We start from the raw sequence: 25069 nt of genomic DNA on the forward strand, positions 1-25069 counted from the left end.
ACACGAGCCATCCGCCGATACTACACCCATGTAGTTCTAAGTTAACGGCATTGGGGCTACCCCCGGGTGGCGATGCTGACCGGCACGGTGGCGCCAGGCCGGCTGTGATCCTGGCTGGGGCGAGGCGGTGCCGAGGCGCCGACCAGCTGGCCCGAGGCCCGCTTCTGTTCCAGCAGGGTCTCGCCGTGGCCGAGCACGCACTCGGGATCGGGGTCGTCCATCTCGAGGCCGACGAAGAACTTGGAGGCCATGCAGCCGCCCTGGCAGGCGTCGTAAGCGCCACAGCTGGCGCAGGCTCCGGCCGAGGTGGGCTCCCGCAGCGACGGGAACAGGTCCGAGCCCCGCCACACCTTGGTGAAGCCACCCGGGTCGCGCACGTTGCCTGCGAGGAACTCGTCGTGGATCACGAAGGGGCATGCGTACACGTCGCCGATCGGGTCGATCAGGCACACGACCCGCCCGGCGCCGCACAGGTTCAGCCCGGGCAACTGCTCGGAGCCCAATGCGTTGAGGTGGAAGAACGAGTCGCCGGTGAGCACGTCGGGCCGATCGAGCAGCCAGTGGTACAGGTCGCGCTGCTGAGCCTGGGTTGGGTGTAGCTCGTCCCACGTGTCCGCGCCGCGGCCGGAGGGTCGCAGGCGTGTGATGCGCAGCTGGGCGCCGCACTCGTCGGCGATCGCCCGGAAGTCGTCGAGCTGGTCGACGTTCTGGCGGGGGACGACCACCGAGATCTTGAAGGCGCCAAAGTCGGCGGCCGCCAGGTGGTCCATGGCCGCCCGGGCGGAGGCGAAGCTACCGTCGCCGCGAACGTTGTCGTTGACCGCCTCGGTGGCGCCGTCGATCGACACCTGGATGTCGAGGTAGTCCATGCTGGCCAATCGCCGGGCGGCCGACGCGTCGATGTAGGTGCCGTTGGTCGAGAACTTGACGCCCACTTGGTGGTCGGTCGAGTAGTTGACGATGTCGAAGAAGTCGCGCCGCAGCATGGGCTCGCCGCCGCCGAGGTTGACGTAGAACACGCCGAGGCGCTGCAGCTCGTCGACAACGCCGAAGCACTCCTCGGTGCTCAGCTCGGCCGGGTTGCGGCGGCCCGATGAGCTCAGGCAGTGCCGACACGCCAGGTTGCAGGCGTACGTCAGCTCCCAGGTGAGGCAGATCGGTGCCTCCAGGCCGGACTTGAAGTCGTCGGTGAGGCTGCGCGTGGCCGACGGCGGCTGATCGGCGACGGCCGGCGCGCTGCGGCCGAGGGTCATTGGGACGGTCAGGTCACTCATCGGATTCCCCACTCGGTTGAACTTCATTGGATGCGGGACGCCTGACCACCATGTCCGAAGCGGCCAGCGTGGTCAGTGCGCGCTGGAACGACGGCCAGCGGGCCTCGGCAACGCCGGCAGTACGGAGTGCCTCGGCGACGGTATCGGCATCGGCCAGCCCCTCGGCGACGCGGACCAGATCCGGGTGTCGAAGGAACGACAGCCGACGATTGCCGAAGTGATAGGCCAGTGCCCCAAAACGTTCGGGACGCAGCGATACACGAGGGTTGAGTGCCCAGGCGTCGTCGAGATCGACCTCGGTCTCGACGCCAGGGTCAGCGTCGGCGTCCCCATCGACATCAACACCAACCTCAACGGAGTCGGCGGGGATCAGTACACCCCGCACATGCCGTCGATGGAGACTTCCTCCACCAACAGCTCGTCCTCGACCAGCGGCGCAGCGGCGCCGTCGACCGCGGCCTCGGTCACAGAGTCTGCGGCGTCGTGATCAGCGGAAATCTCGGTCGGCGTCATCGTTTCTGGGGCCACGGTGTCTCCCGGTCATCGTCGGCGGGTACCAGCCCCGCTGCGTCGGTTGCTTCGGGCCACTCTATCGGCGGCCCATCGGAGCAGCCCCACAGCGGTCGGCATCGAGCGAGACCTGAGGGTGGAAACTGTCACGCGTGTCACGAGCCGCAGCCGTGTGGGCTAAAACTGTCGCTGGCGGTCGCCGAGCGGGCGGCCTCAGAGAAGAATCCCAAGGGGGACCTATGAAGACTCGTGCTGCGGTGCTGTGGGGCGTTGGCGAGGAGTGGAAGATCGAAGAGGTCACGCTGGATGACCCGCGCGGCCGAGAGGTGTTGGTGAAGACCAAGGCCGCCGGCATGTGCCACTCCGACGAGCACGTCGTCACCGGCGACATGCCGGCACCGCACTTCCCCCTGATCGGCGGGCACGAGGGCTCGGGCATCGTCGAGGCGGTCGGCCCCGAGGTCACCCGCGTGGCCGTCGGCGACCACGTATCGATGTCGTTCATCCCGTCATGCGGCAAGTGCCCGTCGTGCATCAAGGGCCAGAGCTTCCTCTGCGACGAGGGCGCCAAGCTGTTCAACCTCGGCATGCCCGGCGACGACCGCGTGGCGCACCACATCGGTGACGTCCCGGCGGCCCGCATGACGCAGCTCGGCAGCTTCGCCGAGCACATGTTGTTGTCCGAGGACGGCGTCGTGAAGGTGGCCGAGGACCTGCCCTTCCCGCAGGTGGCCCTGGTCAGCTGCGGCGTCGCCACCGGCTACGGCTCGGTCGTCGACCGCGCCGGCACCAAGGCGGGTGACACCGTCGTGGTCATCGGCGCCGGCGGCGTCGGCATGAACGCAGTCCAGGGCGCAGCGATCGCCGGTGCCCAGCGCGTCGTCGTGATCGACCCGGAGGAGTTCAAGCGCGAGCAGGCGATGGAGTTTGGCGCCACCCACACCTACGCCTCGATCGACGAGGCCATGGGCGGCCTCGGCGAGATGACCTGGGGCCAGATGGCCGACCAGACGATCATCACCGTGGGCGTGATGAAGGGCGACATCCTGGAGCCCGCCATGAACCTCACCGGCAAGGGCGGCACCGTGGTGGTGACCGCCGTCGCCCCGATGGTCGACGAGGACGCCAAGCTCAATATGTTCATGCTCTCGATGATGAACAAGGAGATCAAGGGCACCGTGTTTGGTTCGGCCAACCCCCGCAACCAGATCCCCAACCTGCTCGCCATGTACCAGGCGGGCAAGCTGAAGCTGGACGAGCTGATCACCAACACCTACACCCTGGACGAGATCAACCAGGGCTACGACGACATGCGAAACGGCAAGAACATCCGTGGCGTCATCGTCTTCGACGACTAGGCGCCGATGACCGAGTTCCCCCCGCTGCGCCCGATCGAGGGGGGCGCCGACCCATCCTCGGGCCGCTTCGACGCCGCACTGCTCGACCGTCTCGACGGTCGAGTGGTGGGGCGGCGCCGCGAGCTCGAGGTGGTTGTCGCCTCGCTGGCCGGCTCCCGGCACCTGTTGCTGGAGGGGCCGCCCGGCACCGGCAAGTCCACCCTGCTGCGCGCCGTCGCCGACGAGGCGGGCCTGGGGTTCGAGTTCTCCGAGGGCAACGCCGAGCTGACCCCGGCCCGGCTGATCGGCACGTTCGATCCTGCCCGCGTGCTCGACGAGGGCTACGCACCCGAGGTTTTTCTCGATGGGCCACTGGCCCGTGCGCTGCAGGCCGGATCGCTGCTCTACATCGAGGAGATCAACCGGCTTCCGGAAGAGACCCTCAACGTGCTGATCACCGTCATGAGCGAGGGCGAGCTGCACGTCTCGCGTCTGGGCATGATCCCCGCCTCCCCGGGCTTCCGTCTGGTGGCGGCGATGAACCCGCACGACACCGTGGGCACCGCCCGCATTTCGTCCGCGGTGTACGACCGCTGCGTGCGGGTGGCCGTCGGCTACCAGGACGCCGACACCGAAGCGCAGATCGTCACCCGGGAGGCGGCGGCCGTGGCCTCCGACCTCGAGCAGCTGATCGCCGCCGAGCGGGAACTGCTCGACGGCGCGGTGGCGGTGGTTCGCGCCACCCGCAACCATCCCGAGCTGCGTAGCGGGTCGTCGGTGCGAGGCTCGATCGACCTGTTGATCGTGGCCGGCGAACTCGCCAAGCTGCGCGGCCGTCCGATCACGTCCGCCGACATCACCTTGGACGCAACGCTGTCGGCCTTGTCCGGGCGCATCCGCCTGGTCGAGGGTGCGGGCCGCAGCGCCGAGGAACTACTCGAAGAGCTGTGGGCGACCCACTTGGCCCATCTGTCCCCCGAGGATCGAGAGATCGCATCCGGCGACAGCGACGACGGGCATGAGGGCGATGCACCAAAACGCCCGGCCCCGGAGGGGGCGGCAGCGAAGGCCTGATCCGCGAGGGTGCCGAGGCCACCGAGGCGGTGGCCGACGCCGCGCGCCGAACAACCGGCCGGGCCGAGCTGTCCGGTCGGCATGGCTTCCTCGAGGTGAGCCCGGAGGTCGGGGTGCTCGACGAGGACGCCTTCGACGACCTGCTCGCCGACGACCCCGACGCCGCCCTCGGCCTGCTCGCCGACCTGGTCGGCGCCACCGACCCATCGCTGCGAGCGCTGGCGGCAAGCCTGGCCGGGCGCATCACAACCGAGGTGGCGCGATCGGGCCCGGCCCCCCGCCCGGGACGCGGGGTGGGCCGACTGACCCGGCGACGGGCGTCGCAGGCCGACGGCGAGCTGGACCTCGACGCCTCGATGGACGCCGTCATCGCCGGTCGGGCGCTGGGCCTGGCGCCGTCGGCCGACGAGCTGACCGTGGCGGCCTGGGAGCGCCCGGGCATCGCCCTGTGCCTGGTGGTCGATCGGTCCGGTTCGATGCTGGGCCCCCGCCTGGCCACCGCCGCCGTCGTCGCGTCGGCGATCGTGCTCAGCCGCCCGGCCGATGCGTCGGTGCTGGCGGTGGCGAGGGAGGCCCTCGTGCTCCGCTCCCAAGGTTCGGATCGCTCGGCCGAGCAGGTGGTCGGCGACCTGCTCGTGCTGCGAGGGCATGGTGTCACCGACCTGTCGCTGGCACTCGACGCCGCAGCGGTGCAGCTCGCCCGGTCGAACGCCCGCCGCAAGGTGTGCGTTCTGTTGTCGGATTGCCGATCGACGGCCGGGCCGCCCCCAGCCGAGGCCGCAAGGCGGCTCGACGAGCTGGCCATCCTGGCCCCTGCCGATGACAGCGCCGACGCCGAGGCACTCGGCCAATCGACCGGCGCCCGCCTCGTGCCGCTCGACGGGCCCCTCGACGCAGCGGCGGCCGTGCAGCGGGCGCTCGCCTGAGCTCGGCGCAGCGCTAGCCGGCGTCGGCCAGGGCCTCCTCCGTGCTCTCGCCCTCGCCGACCGCCATCACCGTGTCGCCCGTGGCGTCGCGGAACCGCAGCACGGCGGCGTCGAGGAACTTTTCCACCCAGTTCAGCGTGCGGCGGGTGCGGGGTGACACGAAGATATCAAACGCGTGCTGGGCGCCTTCGAGTTCGACGTAGATCACCGGCTCGTCCGATGCGGCCCGCAGCTCCTGGGCGAAGGTGCGGGCGCCCGCAGCCGGCACCAGCACGTCGATCGAACCCTGGATGACGAGGAACGGCGGAGCATCGGCGTGCACCCGCTCGATCGGCGAGTAGGCGCGGTGCAGCTCGGGGTCCTCGGCCAGCGAGCCGGGAAACATGAAGCGGTCGAGCACCTCGAGCATCTCCTTGGAGTTCTCGGTCAGGTCGTACACCCCGTAAAAGGGGACCGCCGCCTGCACCGAGCAGTCGGCTTCCTCGAAACCGGGCTGGAGCGACATGTCGTCGCTGGTGAGCGCAGCCAGCGCGGCCAGATGCCCGCCGGCCGACCCGCCGGAGATGGCGATGAAGTCGGGGTCGGCGCCGTAGTCCTCGGCGTGCTCGCGCACCCACGCGATCGCCCGCTTGACGTCGATCACGTGATCGGGCGCCTTCACCTTGGGGCTGAGCCGGTAGTTGACGTTGAACCCGACGTACCCGTTGGCCGCCAGATGGTTGAGCATCGGGACGCCCTGCTCGCGCTTGTCGCCGATCACCCAGGCACCGCCGTGCACATAGATCACGCACGGACGGGTCACCCCCTCGGGCGGCGGCTCCTGCGGCTCGTACACGTCGAGGCGCAGCTTGACCCCGTCGACCTCCGCGAAGACGACGTCCTTCTGACGGCGCCGCTTCTTCGACCCCGAGAAGAAGGGCAGCAGGTCGCCCTTCGGGTCGGCGGGCACGAAGTCCGGCATCCCGTCCAGGCCATCGAGGTCGGCGTAGTCGCCGAAGCCCTGCTCGAAGGCCAGGCCGGCCTTGGTCGCCTGGCGCCACTGGAACAGGCTCACCCCGGCCGCAGCCGCACGCAATCCCACCGCCACTCGCCCCTTGGCCGAACCCAGCCCGCCCTTGCGAACAAAGTTGGCGGTGTCCAGGGCGTCCGCGAGCAGCAGGGGGGCACCGAGTTCGGTGGTGAACCAGCTGGCGAAGAACGAGGGTGCGGTCAGGAGTCGGCTGTTGCCTCGGGGCGCCAACGCATTGGCTCCCAAGACCGCACGTCCGAGCGATCGGGTGAAGTAACTCATCGCGCTCAGCCTAAGCATCCGGCGCCGACGACGGGCGAGCGCACCCTTCGACGACCGGCGACGACCACCGGGCACAACCGTCGACGGCGGCGCCAAACGGCCAGAGTCCGAAGGCGGCACACTGCGCTCGCTCATGAAAGGATGCTGACCCAAGCGACAATGACAGCTCTTCGCGGGCCTCGGCTTCGAGGTCACGACACCAGGGGGACACCATGGAACGTCTGTCGGGGATCGACGCCGCCTTCACGTACCTCGAAACGCCCAACGCCCACATGCACGTGGCGATGACGGCGATCCTCGATACCGAGACCATGCCCGGCGGCTACTCCTTCGAGGCCATCCGTCAGCTGGTCCTCGAGCGCATGCACCTGGTCGCTCCTTTTCGACGCCGGTTGGTGAACGTCCCGTTCAACCTCAACCATCCGATCTGGATCGAGGACCCCGACTTCGACATCGACTTCCACGTTCATCGCGTGGACGCTCCAGCTCCCGGAGGCCGTCGGGAGCTGGCCGAACTCGCAGCCCGCATCGCATCGGTCCCGCTCGACCGTCGACGCCCGCTGTGGGAGATCTGGGTGATCGAGGGCCTCAAGCACGACCGGATCGGGGTGGTCACCAAGGTGCACCACTCGGCGGTCGACGGCGCCAGCGGCACCGAGATCATGACGACGCTCTACGACATGGTTGCCGAGGGTGCAGACGTCACCCCGCCCGAGCCTCACGAGCCCGAGCACATTCCCAACGAGTGGGAGCTGATCGGCTACGCCATGTCGTCGCGTCTGAAGCGGTGGATGGACATGCCGGCTCTGCTCGGCCGGACGGTTGGCAACCTGAGCAACGTGGTCAGCAGCCGCCTGTCGGATGACCCGGCGCCTCACGGTGCGCTTCCGTTGACCGCCCCGCCCACCCCCTTCAATTCGGCGATCTCACCTCATCGGCTGGTCGCCTTTGCGCGCGTGCCCTTGGCGGGGGTCAAGGAGATCAAGGAAGCGTTCGGGGTCAAGGTCAACGACGTGGTGCTGGCGATCATGTCGGGCACGTTGCGCAAGTACCTGGACGATCGCGGCGACCTGCCCGAGGACTCCCTGGTCGCATGCATCCCGGTCTCGGTTCGCACCGAGGAGGAGAAGGGCAGCGCCAACAACCGGGTGTCGGCCATGTTCGCCCACCTGGCCACCCAGGAGCCGGATCCTTCGGAGCGTTTGCGTCTGATCGCCGAATCGACCCGGGGCGCCAAGGAGGAGCACAACGCGTTGGGCGCCCGCCTGATGACCGACTGGGGCGAGTACGCCGCGCCCCGGACCTTCCATCTGGCCTCCCGTCTGTACAGCCAGATCGGCATGGCCAACATGCACCGTCCGATCCACAACCTGGTGATCTCCAACGTGCCGGGCCCGTCGTTCCCGCTGTACTTCGCCGGGGCCAAGCTGATCGCCGCCTACCCGATGGGGCCGATCATGGAGGGTGCCGGCATCAACGTCACCGTGCTGTCCTATGAGGACAACATCGACGTCGGGTTCATGGTCGACCGGGAGCTGACCCCCGACGTGTGGGACCTGGCCGCCGCCGTCGAAGCGGCCTACGACGAATTGCTGGCCGCTGCACGCGCCAAGACGGGGACGGCGGTACCGGCCGAGGATGCGACGGCCGAGAAGGCCCCAGAAAAGACGTCGACCGACGGGCCTGCGACGGCCACGACAACGGCGTCCCGGAAAGCCACGGCCAAGAAGGCACCCGCCAACAAGGCAACCAAGAAAGCTGCGGCCAAAAAGGCGACGGGGAACAAGACGCCGACCCGGAAATCAGCGACCAAGAAGGCTCCCGCCAAGAAGGCGACGATGCGTAAAATGGCCGCAAAGAAGGCACCGGCAAGAAAGACGGCCGCTTCGAAGAAGGCGGCACCTCGGAAGCCCTCCAACACCCGCGTCACCGAGCGCGGCGCCACCGTGCGGACCGCCCGCAAGAAGCCGGCTTCGCCCTGAGGGACTGCTTCGAGCGCTGATCGACGCAGTCGCCGCACCGGTGGTGACGCCCGAGCGGCGGGCCCGCGCTCCGCTGAGGCCGTGGACCTAGACCTATCCCCGAAGGTGCGAGGCGTCGGCCACCCGCTCGATCCCTAGAGCGAAGGCCGCCTCTCGCATCGTCACCCCACGGTGTTGGGCCTTGGCGATCGATGATCAACCGGCTCGCCGGGCGCGGACACTCACCTGCGGCGGGGTGAGCGGCGCGGCGGTGTCGCGTAGGTTGAACCGCTCGGCAATCGCCGCCCGCCGGAGCCGAATCGTCCCGGTCATCGATCGTCACCCTCTCGCAACCACCCGCCTCTGTCCCGCAAGGAGCCCCCATGTCCGAGTCCGCATTCCGTCTCTCCCGAGCGATCACGCCATCGCATTATCGCCTGGAGATCTCACCTGACCTGGATGCGGCCACCTTCGACGGGACGGTGTCGATCGACGCCGAAACGACCGAAGGGACCGACTCGATCACGATCCACGCCGTCGACCTGACGATCACCAGCGCCGACATCAGCCAGGGCGGTACCACCCAAGCGGCCGACGTGAGCATCGACGCGGACACCGAAACGGTGACGTTGCGCGTCGCCGAAGCCCTCAACCCGGGCGCGCTCGAGGTCAACCTCGCCTGGAACGCCGACATCAGCGACGGGCTGGTCGGCTTCTACCGATCCACCTACACCGCCGCCGATGGCACCACGGCCACGCTGGCCGCCACCCAGTTCGAGGCCCCCCACGCCCGCCGGGCGTTTCCGTGCTTCGACGAGCCCGACATGAAAGCGACGTTCGGCGTGACGCTGCTCGTCGACCCCGATCACCTGGCCGTCTCCAACAGCGCCGAGGTTGAGCGCTCGGAGCGGGACGACGGCCGGGTGCTGGTGCGGTTCGCCGACACGATGAAGATGAGCACGTACCTGGTGGCGTGGGTGGTCGGCCCGCTCGAGGCCACCGAGGCGACGATGGTCGGTGACACCCCCGTGCGCGTCGTGCACCAGCCGGGCCAGGCGCACCTCACCGCCTTTGCGCTCGAGACCGCCGAGCATGCGCTGGTGTACTTCGAGAACTACTACGGCATCGCCTACCCCGGCGACAAGCTGGACCTGGTGGCGCTCCCCGACTTTGCCTTCGGGGCGATGGAGAACCTGGGATGCGTCACCTTCCGCGAGGTGCTGTTGCTGGTCGACCCCGAGCGGGCCACCCGCGCCGAGCAGCGCCGCCTGGCCACGGTGATCAACCACGAGCTCGCCCACATGTGGTTTGGCGACCTGGTGACGATGGCTTGGTGGGAGGGCCTGTGGCTCAACGAGGCGTTTGCCACTTTCATGGAGATGCGCTGCACAGATGACTTCCGACCCGAGTGGGAGGTGTGGGCCGAGTTCGGGCTGGAACGTTCCGCCGCATTCACGGTCGACGCGCTCAGCACGACCCGACCGATCGAGTTCGAGGTGCACACCCCGGCCGACGCCGAGGGAATGTTCGACGTGCTCACCTACGAAAAAGGCGCCTCGGTCCTGCGGATGCTGGAGCAGTTCCTGGGCGAGGACACCTTCCGGGATGGCATCCGCTCCTATTTGACCGCGCACTCCTATGCCAACACGGTCACCCACGACCTGTGGGACGCACTCGAGTCGGTGTCCGACGCCCCGGTCGGGCGGATCATGGACGCCTGGATCCTGGCCGGTGGTCACCCGGTGTTGAACGTGGAGCGCAACGGCGCAGAACTGGCCTTGACCCAGCAGCGGGCCGTGCCGCTGGGGGCCGGCGAGGTCGAAGATCGCAGCTGGCCGATCCCGGCCCGCGTGGCGGTCGGCGCCAACGGCACGAGGACCGTGCTCGAAGCGCTCGTCGAGCCGTCACCCGGCAACGACGGCGCCACGGTGCTGTCCCTCCCAGCCGATGTGGACTGGGTGATGGGCAACGCCTCGGGTAACGGCTTTTGGCGTACCCACCACGGCGGCGAACTGTTCGCCGGCCTGCTGGGGTCGGTCGATCAGCTGGAGCCGATCGAGCGCTACCTGCTGGTCGACGACACCTGGGCTGACCTGCTGGCCGGCCGGGTGGAGCTCGAACGGGTCCTCCAGGTGAGCGAGGCTCTGTCGGGGGACGACCATCCGGCGGTGTGGCGGCGCCTCGGTCAAGTGCTCAGCGGCCTGCGCCGGCTGGTCGATCCTGCCGATCTCGATGACTACCGGGGCTGGGTCCGCCAACTGTCCACCCCGGCCCTCGCCTTCGCCGCCGAACGGGTCGACGGCGCCGATGCCGCCGGCCGGGACCTGCACGCCGTGCTGTTCGGCATCGCCGGGGTGGCTGGGGCCGATCCCAGCACCCGGCGAGCCGCACGGGATCTGCTCGCGCAGAAGGCCGGCGCGGTCGACGCCGACCTGCTCGCCTCAGCCACCGGCGTGGTCGCCGCCGACGCCACCGCCGCCGAGCACGCCGACCTGCTCGAGCGTTGGCGGGCGGCCGAGAACCCCCAGGAGGAGGTGCGGTATCTGTATGCCCTGGTCGATACGCCCTCGCAGGAGGACTTCGAGGTCTCCCTGGACCTGGTCGCGAACGAAGTGCGTACCCAGAATGCCCCCTACGTGCTCATGCGGGCCTTGAGCCACCCGACGCTGGGGGCGGTTGCCTGGCGCTACCTCATCGACCGGTGGGATGACATCACCGAGCGGTTCCCGACCAACTCGCTCCCCCGCATGCTGGAGGGCATCCGCTGGTTGACCGACGACGCTGTGGCCGATCCCGAGGCCAAGGCCGGGGCGCCGAGGTTCCTGGCCGCCCACCCCCTCGGTTCGGGCGATCAACTGGTGCGACAGAGCCTGGAACTCCAGGCGGTGCACCGGGCGCTGGTCGAGCGGGCACGCCCATCGATCGGCCCGCTGATCGCAGAGCGCTCCCCCAGCGGTGGGTGAGCTGATCCACTGCCGCCACAGCCGATGATGAGGCCAACGGCTCGCACCGAGGTACCCGGAGCACGACCAGCGCTGGGCCCGACCGGGCTGAGGCGTGGTCCGATGGTGTTCGCCGTCGAGGACACCACCGCCCAGCTGACCTGGCTGGGCTCACTCCTCCCCGCAGACGCGGGCCGACGGGGCGCCCGACACCATGACACGGCTCCCGCCGCGTCGGTCACCGCTCAAGGCCGGGGCGTTGCGGCCGATGCGACGATCACGGCCCGGGACCTGGCCACCGGGGATGTTCTGGGCTCGCGGCCCTACCTCGACGGAAGCGGTTCGATCGAGCTGGCCGGACTACCACCGGCGAGCACCAGCACCGTCACCCTGGACGTCGATGGCCGTCCGGCCGGGTGCGTACGGCTCACCACGACGGCAACCCTCGGTCCCGAGCTGAGCCGATTCGCCACCCTCTCCGACATCCACCTGGGCCTCGACGCGTTCGGCCTCCGGGGGAAGATCGTCGAGGGCGACCCGGCGACGCCCAGCAGTAGCGACCGGGCAGAGGACAGTGGCGGCCCCATCCACCTCCGGGCCGCCTCCCTGGCGCTCGACCAACTGAACGCCTGGGGCGCCGAGCACCTGTTCATCAAGGGCGACCTGGTCGACCGTTCCACCCCGGCGGCGTGGGCGCTGGCCGGCCGACTGCTCCTCCGGCCGCGCCCTCCGGTGACGGTGATGACCGGCAACCACGAACACAACCATGCCGGTCTCGTCTCGCCGCTCACCGGAGCGGTGTCGGCCGGTATCGATGTGGTCGACCTGGCCCGCCGGGTGGATCTGCCCGGGCTGAGCGTGCTGTGCGTCGACACGATCCGAGCAGGGGTCCACGGCGGCCGGGTGGCCAACACGGTCACCTCCGCCGCACTCGACCTGGCCCGGGCCGCCCCCGGCCCGGTGATGGTCCTGACGCACCATCCCATCGATCGTTTCGATCTGCCATTGAGCTATCCGCCCGGGGTGCCCAACCGCCAGGGCGCAGCGCTGATCGGTCGATTGGCGAACGAGTGCGAGCTGCTGTTGGTCAGCTCCGGCCACACCCACGCTCACCGCCTCCGCACGATCGCTGGCGTCAGCACCACCGAGGTGGGCTCACCGAAGGACTTCCCTGGGGTGTGGGCCGGTTACTCGGTCGCCGAAGGCGGTGTCCGCCAAGTGCTGCGTCGGGTCGACTCGCCGGACATCAACCACTGGCTCGATCACACCCGATTCGCCCTCGGGGGCATCTGGGGGCGATGGTCGGTCGGCCGCCTGGCCGATCGAAGCCTGCAGGTGCGACGGGGAGCCCGCTGAGCCGGTCGACCGGGACCCGGACGGACGGACGATGATTACCCAGCGGTGGCCAACGCCAGCACCAGGCCAACCTGCCCCAGGTGGTAGGTGACCATCACCACCACTCGGCTGTGAGGGAAGTCGCGCAGGAAGCGGGTCCAGCCGATCACCGAATCGGAGAAGCCGAACAGCAGTGCGCCGACGATACCGACGATGATCCCGGTGCCGAACGACGTCGCGATCATCACCGCTATCACGACGACGTAGGCCATCACCGGCGCAAACAGCCGTCGGTCGGTCGCTCTCGCCCCAGCGATGACGCGGCGCCCAACCGTGACGATCACCAGCACGGCAGCCACCGTTCCGATCACGAGCCAGCCGCCGGACACGCCGAGCAGCACCATGCCGACGACGTACAACACATGGGCCACCAGGAACGATCCAAGCCCGGCGACGAACGACAGCTCGGGGTCCATGGCGGATTCGGGCAGCATGAGGAACACATCGCCGGACAGGGACAAGATAATGGCGGCCAGATACCACCAGCGCAGCTGACCGCCGGGCAGGTCGAGGGCAAGCACGACGGCGCCCAGCGCCACCATCGTCGCCGGCTTGAGTACGTATTCGAGGGGGCGACGGTCGACGGCGACCGCCACCCAGTCGGCCAGCGCGATCAGCAGCGTCAGGGCCAGCAAAGCGCCGGCAACCGCGGTCATCGGGATCGTCCGAACGTCGAAGGGGTGGTCGGGGTCACGTGCTCGAAGCAGGGCTCGATCGTTGGATTCACGCAGTCACCGAAGGATTTGGGCATCAGGGTCGCAGGCTCATGGGAGGCTCAGCTGCCGAGGGCGTCGACGAGCGTCAACCCATCGGGTCGGTCCATGCCCATCCGAGTGCGCATCACCTTGGCGTTGCGGTTGTAGCCGATGACCGCTTTCACCATCGTGCCGTCGTGGGTGACACCGACCCAGGCGCGATCCTCGGGCGTGCCGTCGACCCACGTGAGGGCGTCGTCGGGGCTCACGTGGCCGGCCAGCTGAAACTTGGAACCGAACTGATCGGACCACAACCAGGGCACCGGCGAGTAGGCCTCGACTCCTGCATGGTCACCCGCCATCAGGCGGGCGCCCACGTAGCGGCCCATCTCGATCGCGTTGTCCCAGTGCTCCACCCGAACGAACGAGCCGGTGCCCTGATGCCACCACCGGGCGAGATCTCCGGCCACCGCGATGCCCGGCGCCGCCATGCAGGTGGCATCGGCGAGCACCCCGTCATCGAGCGTGATCCCCGGCGTGTCGCTCAACCAGCCACTGTTCGGTGCCGCTCCGACGGCGACGAGCACCAGGTCGGCGGCCAGCACCGTGCCATCGCTCAGGCGAGCACCCGCTACCGGGGCGTCGGCGTCGCCGCCCTGAGCGCTGTCCCCGCCCTCAACATCGTCGCCCCCCGCCCCAACCTCCGCCCCCACCCGCCCCGACGAGAGCCTCGACCGACGTGTCGGTGCGCAGGTCGACGCCCGCAGCGATCGCCGCCTCGGCCAGCGCCATGCCGACGGCCGGTGGCAGCACGCGGCTCGCCGGGGTGCTGAACGCCTCGACGACCGTCACCGGAAGGCCAAGCTTCCGGGCCGAGCCGGCCACTTCCAGACCGATGAACCCGGCGCCCACGATCAGCACTCGCTTCGGCGCGACAGCCAGGCCGGCCCTCAGCGCCGCCGCATCCGCGCCGGTTCGCAGCACGTGGACGCCCGCCCGGTCGATCCCGGGGATCGGGGGCCGGCGGGCGGTCGAACCGGTGGCGAGCACCACCGCATCGGCCGAGACGATCGCATCATCGTCGAGCGACAGCGTGCGCGTGGCGACGTCGAGGCGGACCGCACGTCGGCCGAAGCGCAGGTCGACGTCGAGGGCGTCAAGGGCGTCGCTCCCCGGTTGACGGGCCCGTTCCAGCTCCCATTCGCCGGTGAGTACCTGCTTGGACAGGGGCGGCCGGTCGGGAGGCAGGTCGGCCTCCCCTTCGATCATCACGATCTCGCCGTCAAAGCCATGATCCCTCAGGCTGGACGCTGTAGATAAGCCACTCAGGGACGCACCGACGATCGAGACCCGGCGAAGCTCCCCAGTGGGGACGACCGGGTTCACCAGTTGGGGCTGACTCAACGCGGTGCACCCACCGCACACACGTGCGATGGTGTCGACTCCGGCGATCCAGCCAAGACCAGGCCAGCAAGGGTCTGCGGGGGTATCGACTCCGGGGATCCGGCCGAGTACAACCGGACAGCAGCCTTCAGCGGAAGGCCTCTAGTCCTCAAGGCTGATGGCCTGCTTGGGGCAGCGCCTGACCGCCTCTTCCATCTTGGAACGCAGTTCTTCGGGCGGGTTCTCGTCCAGCACGTAGAGGAAGTCGTCGTCGCGCACCTCGAAGACCTCGGGGGCGATGGCCATGCACACCGCGTTCGACTCGCACAGGTCGTAATCAACAACCACCTTCATGGGGCGCTCCTCCCGGACGGGTTTGGGTCGTCGGGCGATTCCGGTGACCCGCCCCGCCATGGTACCCAACCGCCCGTCGCGGTCGGGCCTCGCACCGACGGACTTTCGGCGTCTTCCGGGTACCGGCCCGTGGCCGCCGGCGGTTGGATGAGGTCAGCGCACCTGACGCCAGTCGCCCCCCGGGCTACGGCGGTGGGCCGATTCGGTCCGGGTCACCCCATGGTCCGAGATCACGCGGACCGCTCCGTAGCTGCGACTCTGGTCCGACGCGTCGCTTCGCTCGACGGTCATCGTCAGCTCGCCTTCACGCACCATCCGTTGGAGGGTGGCGGCCACCCGGTGCGGGACGGGGTGGGGCCGGTTGAACTCGTTGAGTGCCGCCTGTGTGTTCGCATCGTCGGCCGACAGCGTGGCCTCGAAGCGCACTTTGGCATCGCTGCGCAGGTCGAAGGTCGGACCGGTGCCGATGTTGAGCGCCCCGAGCAGGGCTGCCGCTCCCCCGCCGGTGGTCTCCAGCGACCACGTACCGCCGCTGACGCCGGCGGGCCCGATCGTGGTCGAAATCAAGCTTTCCCCGTTCAGGTCGACCCCGAGGTCGCCGATGACCTGGGCGGTGGCGCCAGCGCTGACGCTGGCCGTCGTCACCCAGGTGTCGGTCCCCGGGTAATAGCTCGCTCCGCGGGCCACCTCGGCGTCGATGCCAAGACGGTCGACCGCACCGGCAACCCAGGTGTCGGCTGAGCCCCCGACCGAACCGTCAACCTTGGTTGGAGCGTGAGCGATCAGCACGCCAGCGGTGTCGCTGATGACGTCATCGACGATCGCCCGCCCACCTCCCAGCATGACGGCCGGCAGCCCCAACCCGGCGGCGACGGCCCACGGGGGCGGCGCCTCGACATCGCCGAGGGCGGCGAGGTCGGGCACGAGAGCATCGGACATCTCCGACACGAAGCTTCTGGCCGTCGCCTCGTCACCGAAGGAGAACACCAGCTCGTTCGAACCGGTGAGCCCCACACCTGCTCCGGCACTCGCCTCGCCGAGCAAAGCGCCAGTTCTCTGATCGGTGCGCACGCTGACGTCAGCCGAACCGTCCTCCGACACGCTGAGCGTCAGGGTGGCCTCGGCGCGGGCGTCGACCGGCGTGGCGCCGGCCTCGACCCCGATGGTGTGGGTCTCGGTCAGGAGCGTCAGCGGGGGTACCCCAGGGCTGGGGGTGCCGACAGGGGCAGCATCAGCCGGAGCGGTATTCACCGAGGTAGTGCGGACCTCACCAGGCCGTTCCCCGGGGCCGGCCGGAGCATCACCGGAGGCCTGGCGCTGCTCAAGGGCCTGACCCTCCAGCCGGTCGGCCAGTGATCGGAGCCCGCCGACGGCGCTCGCCAGGTTGCGACGCACCCCGTCGGCGAAGGATGCATGAAGGTGCCGGGCGTCGCTGCCCCGCCAGGAGACCGCCGCCAGGCGCTGACGCAACCGAGTCTCCGCCCCCTCGAGCGAGGTGCCGCCGGCGCGGGCAACCACCGCCAGTCGTTGCAGCTCTTCGGGGTCGGCGCCCAACACGTCGTTCGTCGGCACCCCCTCACTTTGAACCCGCCATCGCCACATGGCACCGGGCCTCGCTACCCGGCCCGGACGATGTGCACTGGGCACCCCACCTACCGGCCACCCTCACGCCCCCGAACCCGGGAGCCCAAACAACCGTCAGAGCGCGCTCCGGACTCCCCAGTTGCCAGCGACCCCCGAACCCGGGAGCCCAAACAACCGCCAGAGCGCGCTCCGGACTCCCCAGTTGCCAGCGACCCCCGAACCCGGGAGCCCAAACAACCGCCAGAAATCGAGAACTGGCCGGGGTGCGATCAGCCTCCGCTGACCCCCGCGGCGATTCGGTCGCCGATGGTGGCGTCGATGTTGCGCCAGTAGTCGAAGGCCCGTTGCAACACCGGTTCGGTCACCCCGTCGCTCAGGTGGCCGACCACGTTGTCGACCAGCCGGTCGCGGGCGGCATCGTCCAGGACGTCGCGCACGAGCGTGCCGGCCTGACCCCAGTCGTCGTCCTCGGCATGGAGGGTATAAGCGGCGTGGACAAACTCGCCGCTCGCCGCCCACTTCTCGGCGTACGGGCTGCGGGTGGCGTCGGCGGCCGGGCCGCCCTTGGAGTTGGGCGCATAGACGGGATCGGAGACGTTCTCCATTCGCATCGCCCCGTCCTTGCTGTAGCTGTTCACCTCGGCCTGAGGCCGGTTGACGGGGATCTGCATGTAGTTGCCGCCGATGCGGGCCCGGTGGGCATCGGCATAGGCGAACACGCGCCCGAGCAGCATCTTGTCCGGGCTGAGCCCGATGCCGGGCACCAGGTTGTTGGGCTGGAACGCCGCCTGCTCGATCTCGGTGTGGAAGTCGGTGGCGTTGCGGTTGAGCGTCAGCTTGCCCACCTCGTGCAGGGGATAGTCGCTGTGTGGCCACACCTTGGTGAGGTCGAACGGGTTGAAGCGGTAGTCCTCGGCCTCGTCGAAGGGCATCAGCTGCACCTTGAGCGCCCACGAGGGGTGCTCGCCGTCGCGGATCGAGTTGAACAGGTCGCGGCGGTGGTAGTCGGCATCCTGTCCCGCCATCTGATCGGCGTCGGCCTGGGTGAGGAACTCAATGCCCTGGTCGGTCTTGAAGTGGTACTTCACCCAGAACCGCTCGCCGGCGGCATTGACCCACATGTAGGTGTGCGAGGAGAAACCGTCCATGTGGCGCCAGGTCTTGGGGATGCCTCGATCGCCCATCAGCCACGCCACCTGGTGGGCCGACTCGGGCGAGAGCGTCCAGAAGTCCCACTGCATGTCGTTGTCTCGCAGGCCGGAGTCGGCACGGCGCTTCTGCGACCGGATGAAGTGCTGAAACTTCAGCGGGTCACGGAGGAAGAACACGGGGGTGTTGTTGCCCACCATGTCGTAGTTGCCCTCGGATGTGTAGAACTTGATCGAGAAGCCCCGGGGGTCACGCCAGGTGTCGGGGCTGCCCCGCTCCCCCGCCACCGTCGAGAACCGCATCAGCGTGTCGGTCGTCGTTCCCGGCTGGAACAGGGCCGCCTTGGTGTAGGCGCTGACGTCGTTGGTCACCTCGAAGTTGCCGAAGGCGCCCGAGCCCTTGGCGTGGGGCTGGCGCTCGGGGATCCGCTCGCGGTTGAACGCCGCCATCTGCTCGATCAGGTAGTGGTCCTGCAACAGGATCGGCCCGTCCGGCCCAACGGTGAGCGAGTGCTCGTCGCTGGTCACCGGAATGCCCGCATCTGTCGTGGTGGGCTTCACCTGGTCGTTCGCTTGATCGCTCGTGCTCATCAGTCCCCTGCTTTGATGGAGGTCGGGCGATCAGGGTACCGCCGCGCCGCCCGACGTGGTGGCCGTCACACGCCGAAGCGTCCTCGGTGCGGTCTCGCAGGCCCGGTTAGGCACTTTCTCACGCCATCTGTCACACTTACGCAACGTCACGTTTGTCCGGGGGGACATTGAAAGGGCCCGGTTCGATCTCGAACCGGGCCTTTCCGCGTCTTCGTAGGGTGCAAGCGCATCGAGGATCACCGACGAAAGGCACCGCAGATGAGCGAACCCACCGACCGCCCCTGGCTCGAACGGGACCGTCGGCCCTCTGGGGTCAGCGACGAGACGGTCTCAGCCGTCGGCAAGTTCAGCGAGGCCCTCGAGTGGGTGGAGCGGGCGAGGGGCCACCTCTATGACTTCCACCAGATGATGGGCCACGCCGACGCCCTCATCGGCGAAGCGGCCGACGAGTTGCGCGAGGCCGGTCATCAGGACCAGGCACAGCGCATCGAGGCCGAGTTGGTCGGCCGCAATGCGCTGGAGGGCCGCTGGTCGTTCCAGATGGTCGAGGAGTACGACGCCATCTACTGGTCGGTGGTGCGGGCCTTCGCCGACGACCTGCGCGGCGAACTGATGGGCGGACGACACCACGTGCTCGAATCCGAGATGAAGGAGGATCGCCGCACACACGGCGGCCGCTTCCACGAGCAACGCCCGACCGACGTTCCCAACTAAAAACGCACTTCCCGGCCACCGCTGTGCGGGACCGGGAAGTGAGACTTCTCAAGGCGAGGTTGGCAGAGTACGAACGGCCAACACACCGTCGGGAATTACTCGATGATGGGCTTATTCAATCCGGAGGCCGGAGATCGCCCGAGCGATCACCAGCTGCTGGATCTGCTCGGTGCCCTCGAAGATGTCGTAGATCTTCGAGTCGCGGTGCATGCGCTCCACCGGATACTCACGGGTGTAGCCGTAGCCGCCCAGGATCTGCATCGCCCGCTCGGTAACCCACACGGCTGTGCGTCCGGCCTTCAGCTTCGACTGGCTGCCCTCGGCGTTGATGTACTCGCCGTTGCGCGACAGCCAAGCGGCGCGCCACACCAGCAGTCGGGAAGCGTCGATCTCGGTGATCATGTCGGCGAGCATGAAGGCGATCGACTGGTTCTCGATGATCGCTTTGCCGAACGCCTTGCGCTCCTGCGCGTACTGCAGCGCGTACTCATACGCGGCGCGTGCCACGCCGACCGCCTGGGCGCCGACGGCCGGACGGGTGGCCTCGAACGTGGCCATGGCCGGCTGCTTGCCCGACGACTTGGGCTGCGGGTTGGTCTTGGCCTCGCGAGCGCGGGCCAGCTTCTCGTCCAGCTGCTCCTTGGTGCCCAGCAGGCAGGAGCCGGGGATGCGAACGTCGTCGAGGACGACCTCGGCGGTGTGGCTGGCCTTGATGCCGTGCTTCTTGTATTTCTGGCCCTGGCTGAGGCCCGGGGTGTTGGGCGGGATGATGAAGCTGGCCTGACCCCGGCTGCGCAGCTCGGGATCGACGGTGGCTACCACGACGTGGATGTCGGCGATGCCACCGTTGGTGATCCAGGCCTTGGTGCCGTTGAGCACCCACTCGTCGTTGGCCTCGTCGTACTTGGCGCTGGTGCGCAGCGACGACACGTCGGAGCCGGCATCCGGCTCGGACACGCAGAAGGCGCCCAGGGCGACCTTCTCCGGGGTGCCGTAGCACTGGGGCACCCACTCCATCACCTGGTCGGCGGTGCCGATCCCGGCGATGCCTGCGGCGGCCAGGCCCGAACCGAAGATCGACAGGCCGATGCCGGCGTCGCCCCAGAACAGCTCCTCGAGCGCGATCGGCATCGTCAGCCCGGAGGGATCGCCCATCATCGCCTGGGCCATGAAGTCGAAGGAGTACAGCCCGATCTGGGCGGCCTCCTCGACGATCGGCCACGGAAACTCCTCGCGCTCGTCCCACTCCTCGGCGGCCGGACGCACGACGTCCTTGGCGAAGGTGTGGATCCAATCCCTCAGCTGCACCTGGTCGTCGTTGAGAGCCATTGAGAATTCACCCATCAGGGTTTACCTCCGGGAGTGCGCAGCGAACGCGGTCGCAGCGACGTCGACAGTAGAAGCCCTAAGTTACCCATCGGTAACCGGAGGGCCAAACCGCGAGGGGCAAATCGCGACGGCGTGTCGGTCGGGGCGGTCCGGCCGCTCCGCACCGCTACCCCGGGAGGATCACCCAGCGGGGCGATTCGGCGCACAGCGCCTCGATCTCGTCGGGATCGGTCGGCACCTCATCGGTCAGCACCTCGCATCCATTCGAGGTCACGACGACGTCGTCCTCGATGCGAATGCCGATGCCGAGAAACTCCTCGGGAAGCCGATGGACCGTCTCGGGTGCCTCGGCCAACTCGGCCTCCTCGGCGGCCTTGGCCCGCTCGACGCCCAGCTCGACCCGGCGGCGCGCCCAGGCGTCGCGGTCGTGCGCCAGCAGCTTGAACGTCACCTCGCCCTTGGTGGGCGCCACGTAGATGCCGGGCTCGATCGTCAGCGCCATCGTCTCGGCCAACGGCCGGTGGTCGTCGTCGTTGCGGTAGGAGCCGACGTCGTGCACGTCGAGGCCCAGCCAGTGGCTGGTGCCGTGCATGAAGAACTCGGCGTCGAGGCCCATGCCCACGACATCGTCGATGCCGGAGGGGATCAGCCCGAGATCGACGAGCCCCTCGGCGATCACCGCCCGGGCCGCCTCGTGAGGAGAGCGAATGGTCGCCCCCGGTCGCACGGCCGCCAGCGCGGCGTGCTGGGCGAGGAGCACCACCTCGTACATCGCCCGCTGCGGTCCACTGAAGCGGCCGTTGACCGGGAAGGTGCGGGTGATGTCGGCCGAGAGCTGGTCCACCTCGCAGCCGGCGTCGATCAGCACCAGGTCGCCGTCGGCGACCACGTCGGCGTTCTCGGTGTAGTGCAGCACGCAGGCGTTGGTCCCGCCGGCAACGATCGAGGGGTAGCCGTTGCGGGGCGACCCGGCCGCGCGCCACACCCACTCCATCGCCCCCTGAAGCTGTCGCTCGGTTGCCCCGGGCCTGGCCAGGCGCATCGCCTCGCGGTGCCCCTCGGCTGCCAGGGCTCCGGCGCGCCGTAGCGAATCGAGGTCGGCGTCGTCCTTGTGGAGGCGGAGCTCGTCGAGCATGACGCCGGGATCGATCACCCCATCGGGCACCCGATCACCCAGCCGGTCGCGCCGGTTTCGCCCCCCGACGAGCAAGGCGGTGACCGTCTCGTCGAGGCGCTCGCCCAGCCGGTACCACACGCGGTCCCGGCCAACCGCGAGTGCTGGTAGCCGGTTGCCGAGTTCGGCGATCGGGTACGCACGATCTGCACCGAAGGTGTCTTTGGCGCCATCGACCCCGGCCCGGTAGCCGTCCCAGGTCTCACGCTCGGGATCGCGAGGTCGCACGAACAGGTGGTAGTCGCCATCGGCATGCCCCGGGGTAAGCACCGCCACCGCATCGGGCTCGCCGAAGCCGGTCAACCACCAGAATTGGCTGGCCTGGCGAAACTCGTGGTCGACGTCGTGGTTGCGGGGCGCCTCCACGCCAGCCGGCACCACCAGCAGGCCGTCGGCGCCGACGCGCTTGGCCACTCGATCGCGCCGTCGGGAGAACACATCCGGGCCGGGGCCTGATCCGGAGCTGACGACGTCGAGGGGCGAGCGGACGGAGGACGGGGTGCTCATCGCGCCAGTTTGCCGCGGGCCGCGGAGAGGTGTGGAGCAGAGGTGTGGAGGTGTGCCGGTGAATCTCACCGGCACACCTCCACACCTCTCGACGGACGACGGCTCGAACCGGGGGAGCAACGCCGCCGGGGGTTGGCCTCAGGGTCCGGCCGGCAGGCGCTGGTACCTTGGCGGGCCTATGACCGACGCCCCCCGACGCCGATCGACGCCGACCGTTCCCGCCAAGGCCGCCCTCGAGGGTCTCGAGGACAAGTGGGGTGAACGCTGGGAGGCCGACGGCACCTATCGCTTCGATGCCAACGCCCCTGCCAACGCCGTCTTCTCCATCGACACACCTCCCCCGACCGTGTCGGGGTCGCTGCACGTCGGCCACGTCTTCAGCTACACCCACACCGACTGCATCGCCCGGTACCAGCGGATGACCGGACGCGAGGTGTTCTACCCGATGGGTTGGGACGACAACGGCGTGCCCACCGAGCGCCGGGTGGAGAACTACTACGGCGTGCGCTGCGATCCCACCGTCCACTACGACGCCGCCTTCGTCCCGCCGGAGAAAGCGCCGAAGAACCGACGGGACTTCCTGGCGGTCAGCCGACGCAACTTCATCGAACTGTGCGTCCAACTGACCGGAGAGGACGAACAGGTCTTCGAAGCGCTCTGGCGCCGCCTGGGCCTGTCGGTCGACTGGACCCAGACGTACACGACGATCGACGAGCGCAGTCGCCGTGTGAGTCAGCGGGCCTTCCTCGACAACCTGGCCCGCGGCGAGGCCTACCAGGCCGATGCCCCGTCGATGTGGGACATCACGTTCCGCATGGCGGTCTCACAGGCCGAGCTGGAGGATCGCCCCCGCCCCGGCGCCTACCACGACCTGGCCTTTCACCGCTCGGACGGGGAGGGCGATCTGGTCGTGTCGACCACCCGCCCCGAGCTGGTCGTCAGCTGCGTTGCCCTGGTCGCCCACCCCGACGATGAGCGGTACAAGCCGCTGTTCGGCTCGACGGTGACCAGCCCGTTGTTCGGCGTTGAAGTGCCGGTGGTCGCCCACCGCCTGGCCGACCCGGAGAAGGGCACCGGCGCAGCCATGATCTGCACGTTCGGCGACCTGACCGATGTGATCTGGTGGCGCGAGCTGGACCTGCCGGCGCGGGCGGTCATCGGTCGCGACGGGCGCTTTGCCGCCGACACCCCGGCATGGATCGAGTCCGACACCGGACGGAACACGTATGAGGCCCTGGCCGGTCTCGGGGTGAAGGCCGCCCAGCGCACCACGGTCGAGCTGTTGGAAGCCTCCGGCGAGCTGCTGGGCGAGCCGAAGGTGATCGAGCACCCGGTGAAGTTCTACGAGAAGGGCGAGGCACCGCTCGAGATCGTGCAGAGCCGTCAGTGGTACATCCGCAACGGCGGTCGCGACGCCGCCCTGGCTGAGCAGCTGATCGCACGCGGCGACGAGGTGACCTGGCATCCGCCCTACATGCAGACCCGCTACACCAACTGGATCGAGGGGCTCAACGGCGACTGGCTGATCTCCCGCCAGCGCTACTTCGGCGTGCCGATCCCGGTCTGGTACCCGGTCGACGCCGACGGCGAGGTGAACTACGACGCGCCGATCGCGCCCGACGCCGTCACGCTTCCGGTCGACCCCCAAAGCGACGCCCCGAACGGCTACGACGAAGCGCAGCGGGGCCAGCCGAACGGGTTCGTCGGCGACCCCGACATCATGGACACGTGGGCCACCTCGTCGCTCACCCCTCAGATCGCCGGTGGCTGGGACCACGACCACGAGCTGTGGGCCAAGGTGTTTCCGATGGACCTGCGGCCCCAGGCCCACGACATCATCCGCACCTGGCTGTTCTCGACCATGGTGCGCAGCCACCTGGCCGAGGGCACGGCGCCGTGGCGCCACGCAGCGCTGTCCGGGTGGATCCTCGACCCCGACCGCAAAAAGATGTCCAAGTCGAAGGGCAACGTGGTCGTCCCTACCGAGTTGCTCCAGCAGCACGGCTCCGACGCCGTGCGCTACTGGGCCGCCAACGGCCGGCCCGGCACCGACACCGCCTTCGACGAGACGCAGATGAAGGTGGGGCGCCGCCTGGCCCTGAAGGTGCTGAACGCCAGCCGCTTCGTGCTCGGCTTCTCCCAGCGCAACGACCAATCGGCGGACGGCGGCGACGATGCCGCTGATCAGGCGGCGACCGGCGCGAGAGCGACACCACTCGGAGCCGATGCTGTCACCCACCCGATCGACCGGGCGATGCTGGCCGAGGTCGCAGCGTTGGTCGAGACGGTGACCGCAGCGTTTGAGGAGTTCGACTACGCCCGAGCGCTCGAGCGCACCGAGGCCTTTTTCTGGGACTTCGTCGACGTCCACCTGGAGTTGGTGAAGACCCGCGCCTACCGCGACGACGACGGCTCGGCGTCGGCGCGAGCCTCCCTGGAGCTGGCGCTCTCAACCCTGCTTCGGTTGTTCGCACCCCACCTGCCCTTCGCCACCGAGGAGGTGTGGAGCTGGTGGATGGACGGGTCGATCCACCGCACCGGTTGGCCAACCACTGCCGAACTCGGCGGCGCCGGCGACGGGGCGGACGGCGAGCTACCCGCGCTCGCTGCACAGGTCCTCCACGAGGTGCGCCGCACCAAGACCGAGGCCCGCACCGGCATGCGCACCGCGGTGCGCCGCCTCGAGGTTAGCGCCCCGCCAGAGTTGCTCAATCGGCTCGAGACCGTACGAGGCGACCTGGTCGACGCCGGAGTGGTGCAGGAGTTCGAGATGACGCCAACGGATGCTGGCGCCGACCTGACGGTCAGCGTCGAACTGGTCGTCGACGACGCCTAACGGCCTCAAAGATACATCCTCGGCCGACCGCATTGGCCGGGATC

General features: G+C 68.9%; 20 protein-coding genes. 8 read left to right on the plus strand and 12 right to left on the minus strand.

The features are described 5' to 3' along the window. Nucleotides 1–56: 56 nt before the first annotated feature. From mftC to mftA, 3 genes are read right to left on the minus strand one after another with little or no spacing between them, the layout of a single operon-like run. Nucleotides 57–1253, minus strand: coding sequence for a mycofactocin radical SAM maturase (mftC, locus tag PKD89_RS01520; protein ID WP_349257308.1), 1197 nt, complete (start codon nt 1251–1253; stop codon nt 57–59). Between the two features lie 13 nt (nt 1254–1266). After that, complete coding sequence (gene mftB, locus PKD89_RS01525; RefSeq protein ID WP_287391282.1) at nt 1267–1659, minus strand: mycofactocin biosynthesis chaperone MftB; 393 nt, start codon at nt 1657–1659, stop codon at nt 1267–1269. After that, a complete protein-coding gene (gene mftA, locus PKD89_RS19770; protein WP_425591219.1) occupies nt 1644–1787 on the minus strand; it encodes a mycofactocin precursor MftA in 144 nt (47 codons plus the stop codon). The genes mftB and mftA overlap by 16 nt, the downstream gene beginning before the upstream one ends. Nucleotides 1788–2023: 236 nt before the next feature. Between mftA and PKD89_RS01535 the strand changes: the two genes are divergently transcribed. From PKD89_RS01535 to PKD89_RS01545, 3 genes are read left to right on the plus strand one after another with little or no spacing between them, the layout of a single operon-like run. Continuing rightward, nucleotides 2024–3142, plus strand: coding sequence for an NDMA-dependent alcohol dehydrogenase (locus PKD89_RS01535; RefSeq protein WP_289011157.1), 1119 nt, complete (start codon nt 2024–2026; stop codon nt 3140–3142). A 6-nt stretch (nt 3143–3148) separates the two neighbouring features. Then, nucleotides 3149–4195, plus strand: a complete 1047-nt coding sequence (locus PKD89_RS01540) for an AAA family ATPase (RefSeq protein WP_289011158.1) — start codon at nt 3149–3151, stop codon at nt 4193–4195. A 29-nt stretch (nt 4196–4224) separates the two neighbouring features. After that, a complete protein-coding gene (locus tag PKD89_RS01545) occupies nt 4225–5121 on the plus strand; it encodes a vWA domain-containing protein (RefSeq protein ID WP_289011159.1) in 897 nt (298 codons plus the stop codon). A gap of 13 nt (nt 5122–5134) precedes the next feature. On the opposite strand, the gene PKD89_RS01550 is transcribed toward PKD89_RS01545, so the two are convergent. Further along, nucleotides 5135–6412: an alpha/beta hydrolase gene (locus PKD89_RS01550; protein WP_289011160.1), complete on the minus strand. Its 1278-nt coding sequence runs from the start codon at nt 6410–6412 to the stop codon at nt 5135–5137. A 212-nt stretch (nt 6413–6624) separates the two neighbouring features. Between PKD89_RS01550 and PKD89_RS01555 the strand changes: the two genes are divergently transcribed. From PKD89_RS01555 to PKD89_RS01565, 3 genes are all read left to right on the plus strand, one after another. Continuing rightward, complete coding sequence (locus PKD89_RS01555) at nt 6625–8394, plus strand: wax ester/triacylglycerol synthase family O-acyltransferase (protein ID WP_287378635.1); 1770 nt, start codon at nt 6625–6627, stop codon at nt 8392–8394. A gap of 362 nt (nt 8395–8756) precedes the next feature. Continuing rightward, complete coding sequence (locus tag PKD89_RS01560; protein ID WP_289011161.1) at nt 8757–11336, plus strand: M1 family metallopeptidase; 2580 nt, start codon at nt 8757–8759, stop codon at nt 11334–11336. A gap of 102 nt (nt 11337–11438) precedes the next feature. After that, nucleotides 11439–12671, plus strand: coding sequence for a metallophosphoesterase family protein (locus tag PKD89_RS01565; RefSeq protein ID WP_289011163.1), 1233 nt, complete (start codon nt 11439–11441; stop codon nt 12669–12671). Between the two features lie 35 nt (nt 12672–12706). On the opposite strand, the gene PKD89_RS01570 is transcribed toward PKD89_RS01565, so the two are convergent. The 6 genes from PKD89_RS01570 to PKD89_RS01595 all read right to left on the minus strand — a co-directional run bounded on the left by PKD89_RS01570 (nt 12707) and on the right by PKD89_RS01595 (nt 18465). Further along, a complete protein-coding gene (locus PKD89_RS01570) occupies nt 12707–13366 on the minus strand; it encodes a lysoplasmalogenase (protein WP_287378641.1) in 660 nt (219 codons plus the stop codon). Between the two features lie 119 nt (nt 13367–13485). Further along, nucleotides 13486–14118, minus strand: a complete 633-nt coding sequence (locus tag PKD89_RS01575; RefSeq protein ID WP_324332234.1) for an oxidoreductase C-terminal domain-containing protein — start codon at nt 14116–14118, stop codon at nt 13486–13488. Then, a complete protein-coding gene (locus PKD89_RS01580) occupies nt 14081–14809 on the minus strand; it encodes an NAD(P)/FAD-dependent oxidoreductase (protein WP_324332235.1) in 729 nt (242 codons plus the stop codon). Before PKD89_RS01580 ends, PKD89_RS01575 begins: the two co-directional genes overlap by 38 nt. Nucleotides 14810–14950: 141 nt before the next feature. After that, nucleotides 14951–15142: a ferredoxin gene (locus PKD89_RS01585; RefSeq protein ID WP_287391267.1), complete on the minus strand. Its 192-nt coding sequence runs from the start codon at nt 15140–15142 to the stop codon at nt 14951–14953. A gap of 153 nt (nt 15143–15295) precedes the next feature. After that, entirely contained in the window at nt 15296–16714 is a 1419-nt protein-coding gene (locus PKD89_RS01590; protein WP_289011165.1) for a hypothetical protein, read from the minus strand. A gap of 281 nt (nt 16715–16995) precedes the next feature. Continuing rightward, complete coding sequence (locus tag PKD89_RS01595; protein ID WP_289011166.1) at nt 16996–18465, minus strand: catalase; 1470 nt, start codon at nt 18463–18465, stop codon at nt 16996–16998. Nucleotides 18466–18723: 258 nt separating this feature from the next. Here PKD89_RS01595 and PKD89_RS01600 point away from each other — a divergent pair, with 258 nt between their 5' ends. Beyond that, nucleotides 18724–19179 (plus strand): hypothetical protein, encoded by a 456-nt coding sequence (locus PKD89_RS01600; RefSeq protein WP_287378651.1) that lies wholly within the window; start codon nt 18724–18726, stop codon nt 19177–19179. Nucleotides 19180–19290: 111 nt separating this feature from the next. Here PKD89_RS01600 and PKD89_RS01605 read toward each other — a convergent pair whose 3' ends face one another. Both PKD89_RS01605 and PKD89_RS01610 read right to left on the minus strand, forming a co-directional pair. Continuing rightward, entirely contained in the window at nt 19291–20523 is a 1233-nt protein-coding gene (locus tag PKD89_RS01605; RefSeq protein WP_349257306.1) for an acyl-CoA dehydrogenase family protein, read from the minus strand. 151 nt (nt 20524–20674) lie between these two features. Then, nucleotides 20675–22189 (minus strand): aminopeptidase P N-terminal domain-containing protein, encoded by a 1515-nt coding sequence (locus PKD89_RS01610; RefSeq protein ID WP_289011167.1) that lies wholly within the window; start codon nt 22187–22189, stop codon nt 20675–20677. Nucleotides 22190–22367: 178 nt separating this feature from the next. Between PKD89_RS01610 and valS the strand changes: the two genes are divergently transcribed. Continuing rightward, a complete protein-coding gene (valS, locus tag PKD89_RS01615; RefSeq protein WP_289011168.1) occupies nt 22368–25025 on the plus strand; it encodes a valine--tRNA ligase in 2658 nt (885 codons plus the stop codon). Nucleotides 25026–25069: the final 44 nt, after the last annotated feature.

The sequence above is a fragment of the Candidatus Neomicrothrix sp. genome, from assembly GCF_035329545.1.
Classification (GTDB): domain Bacteria; phylum Actinomycetota; class Acidimicrobiia; order Acidimicrobiales; family Microtrichaceae; genus Microthrix; species Microthrix subdominans.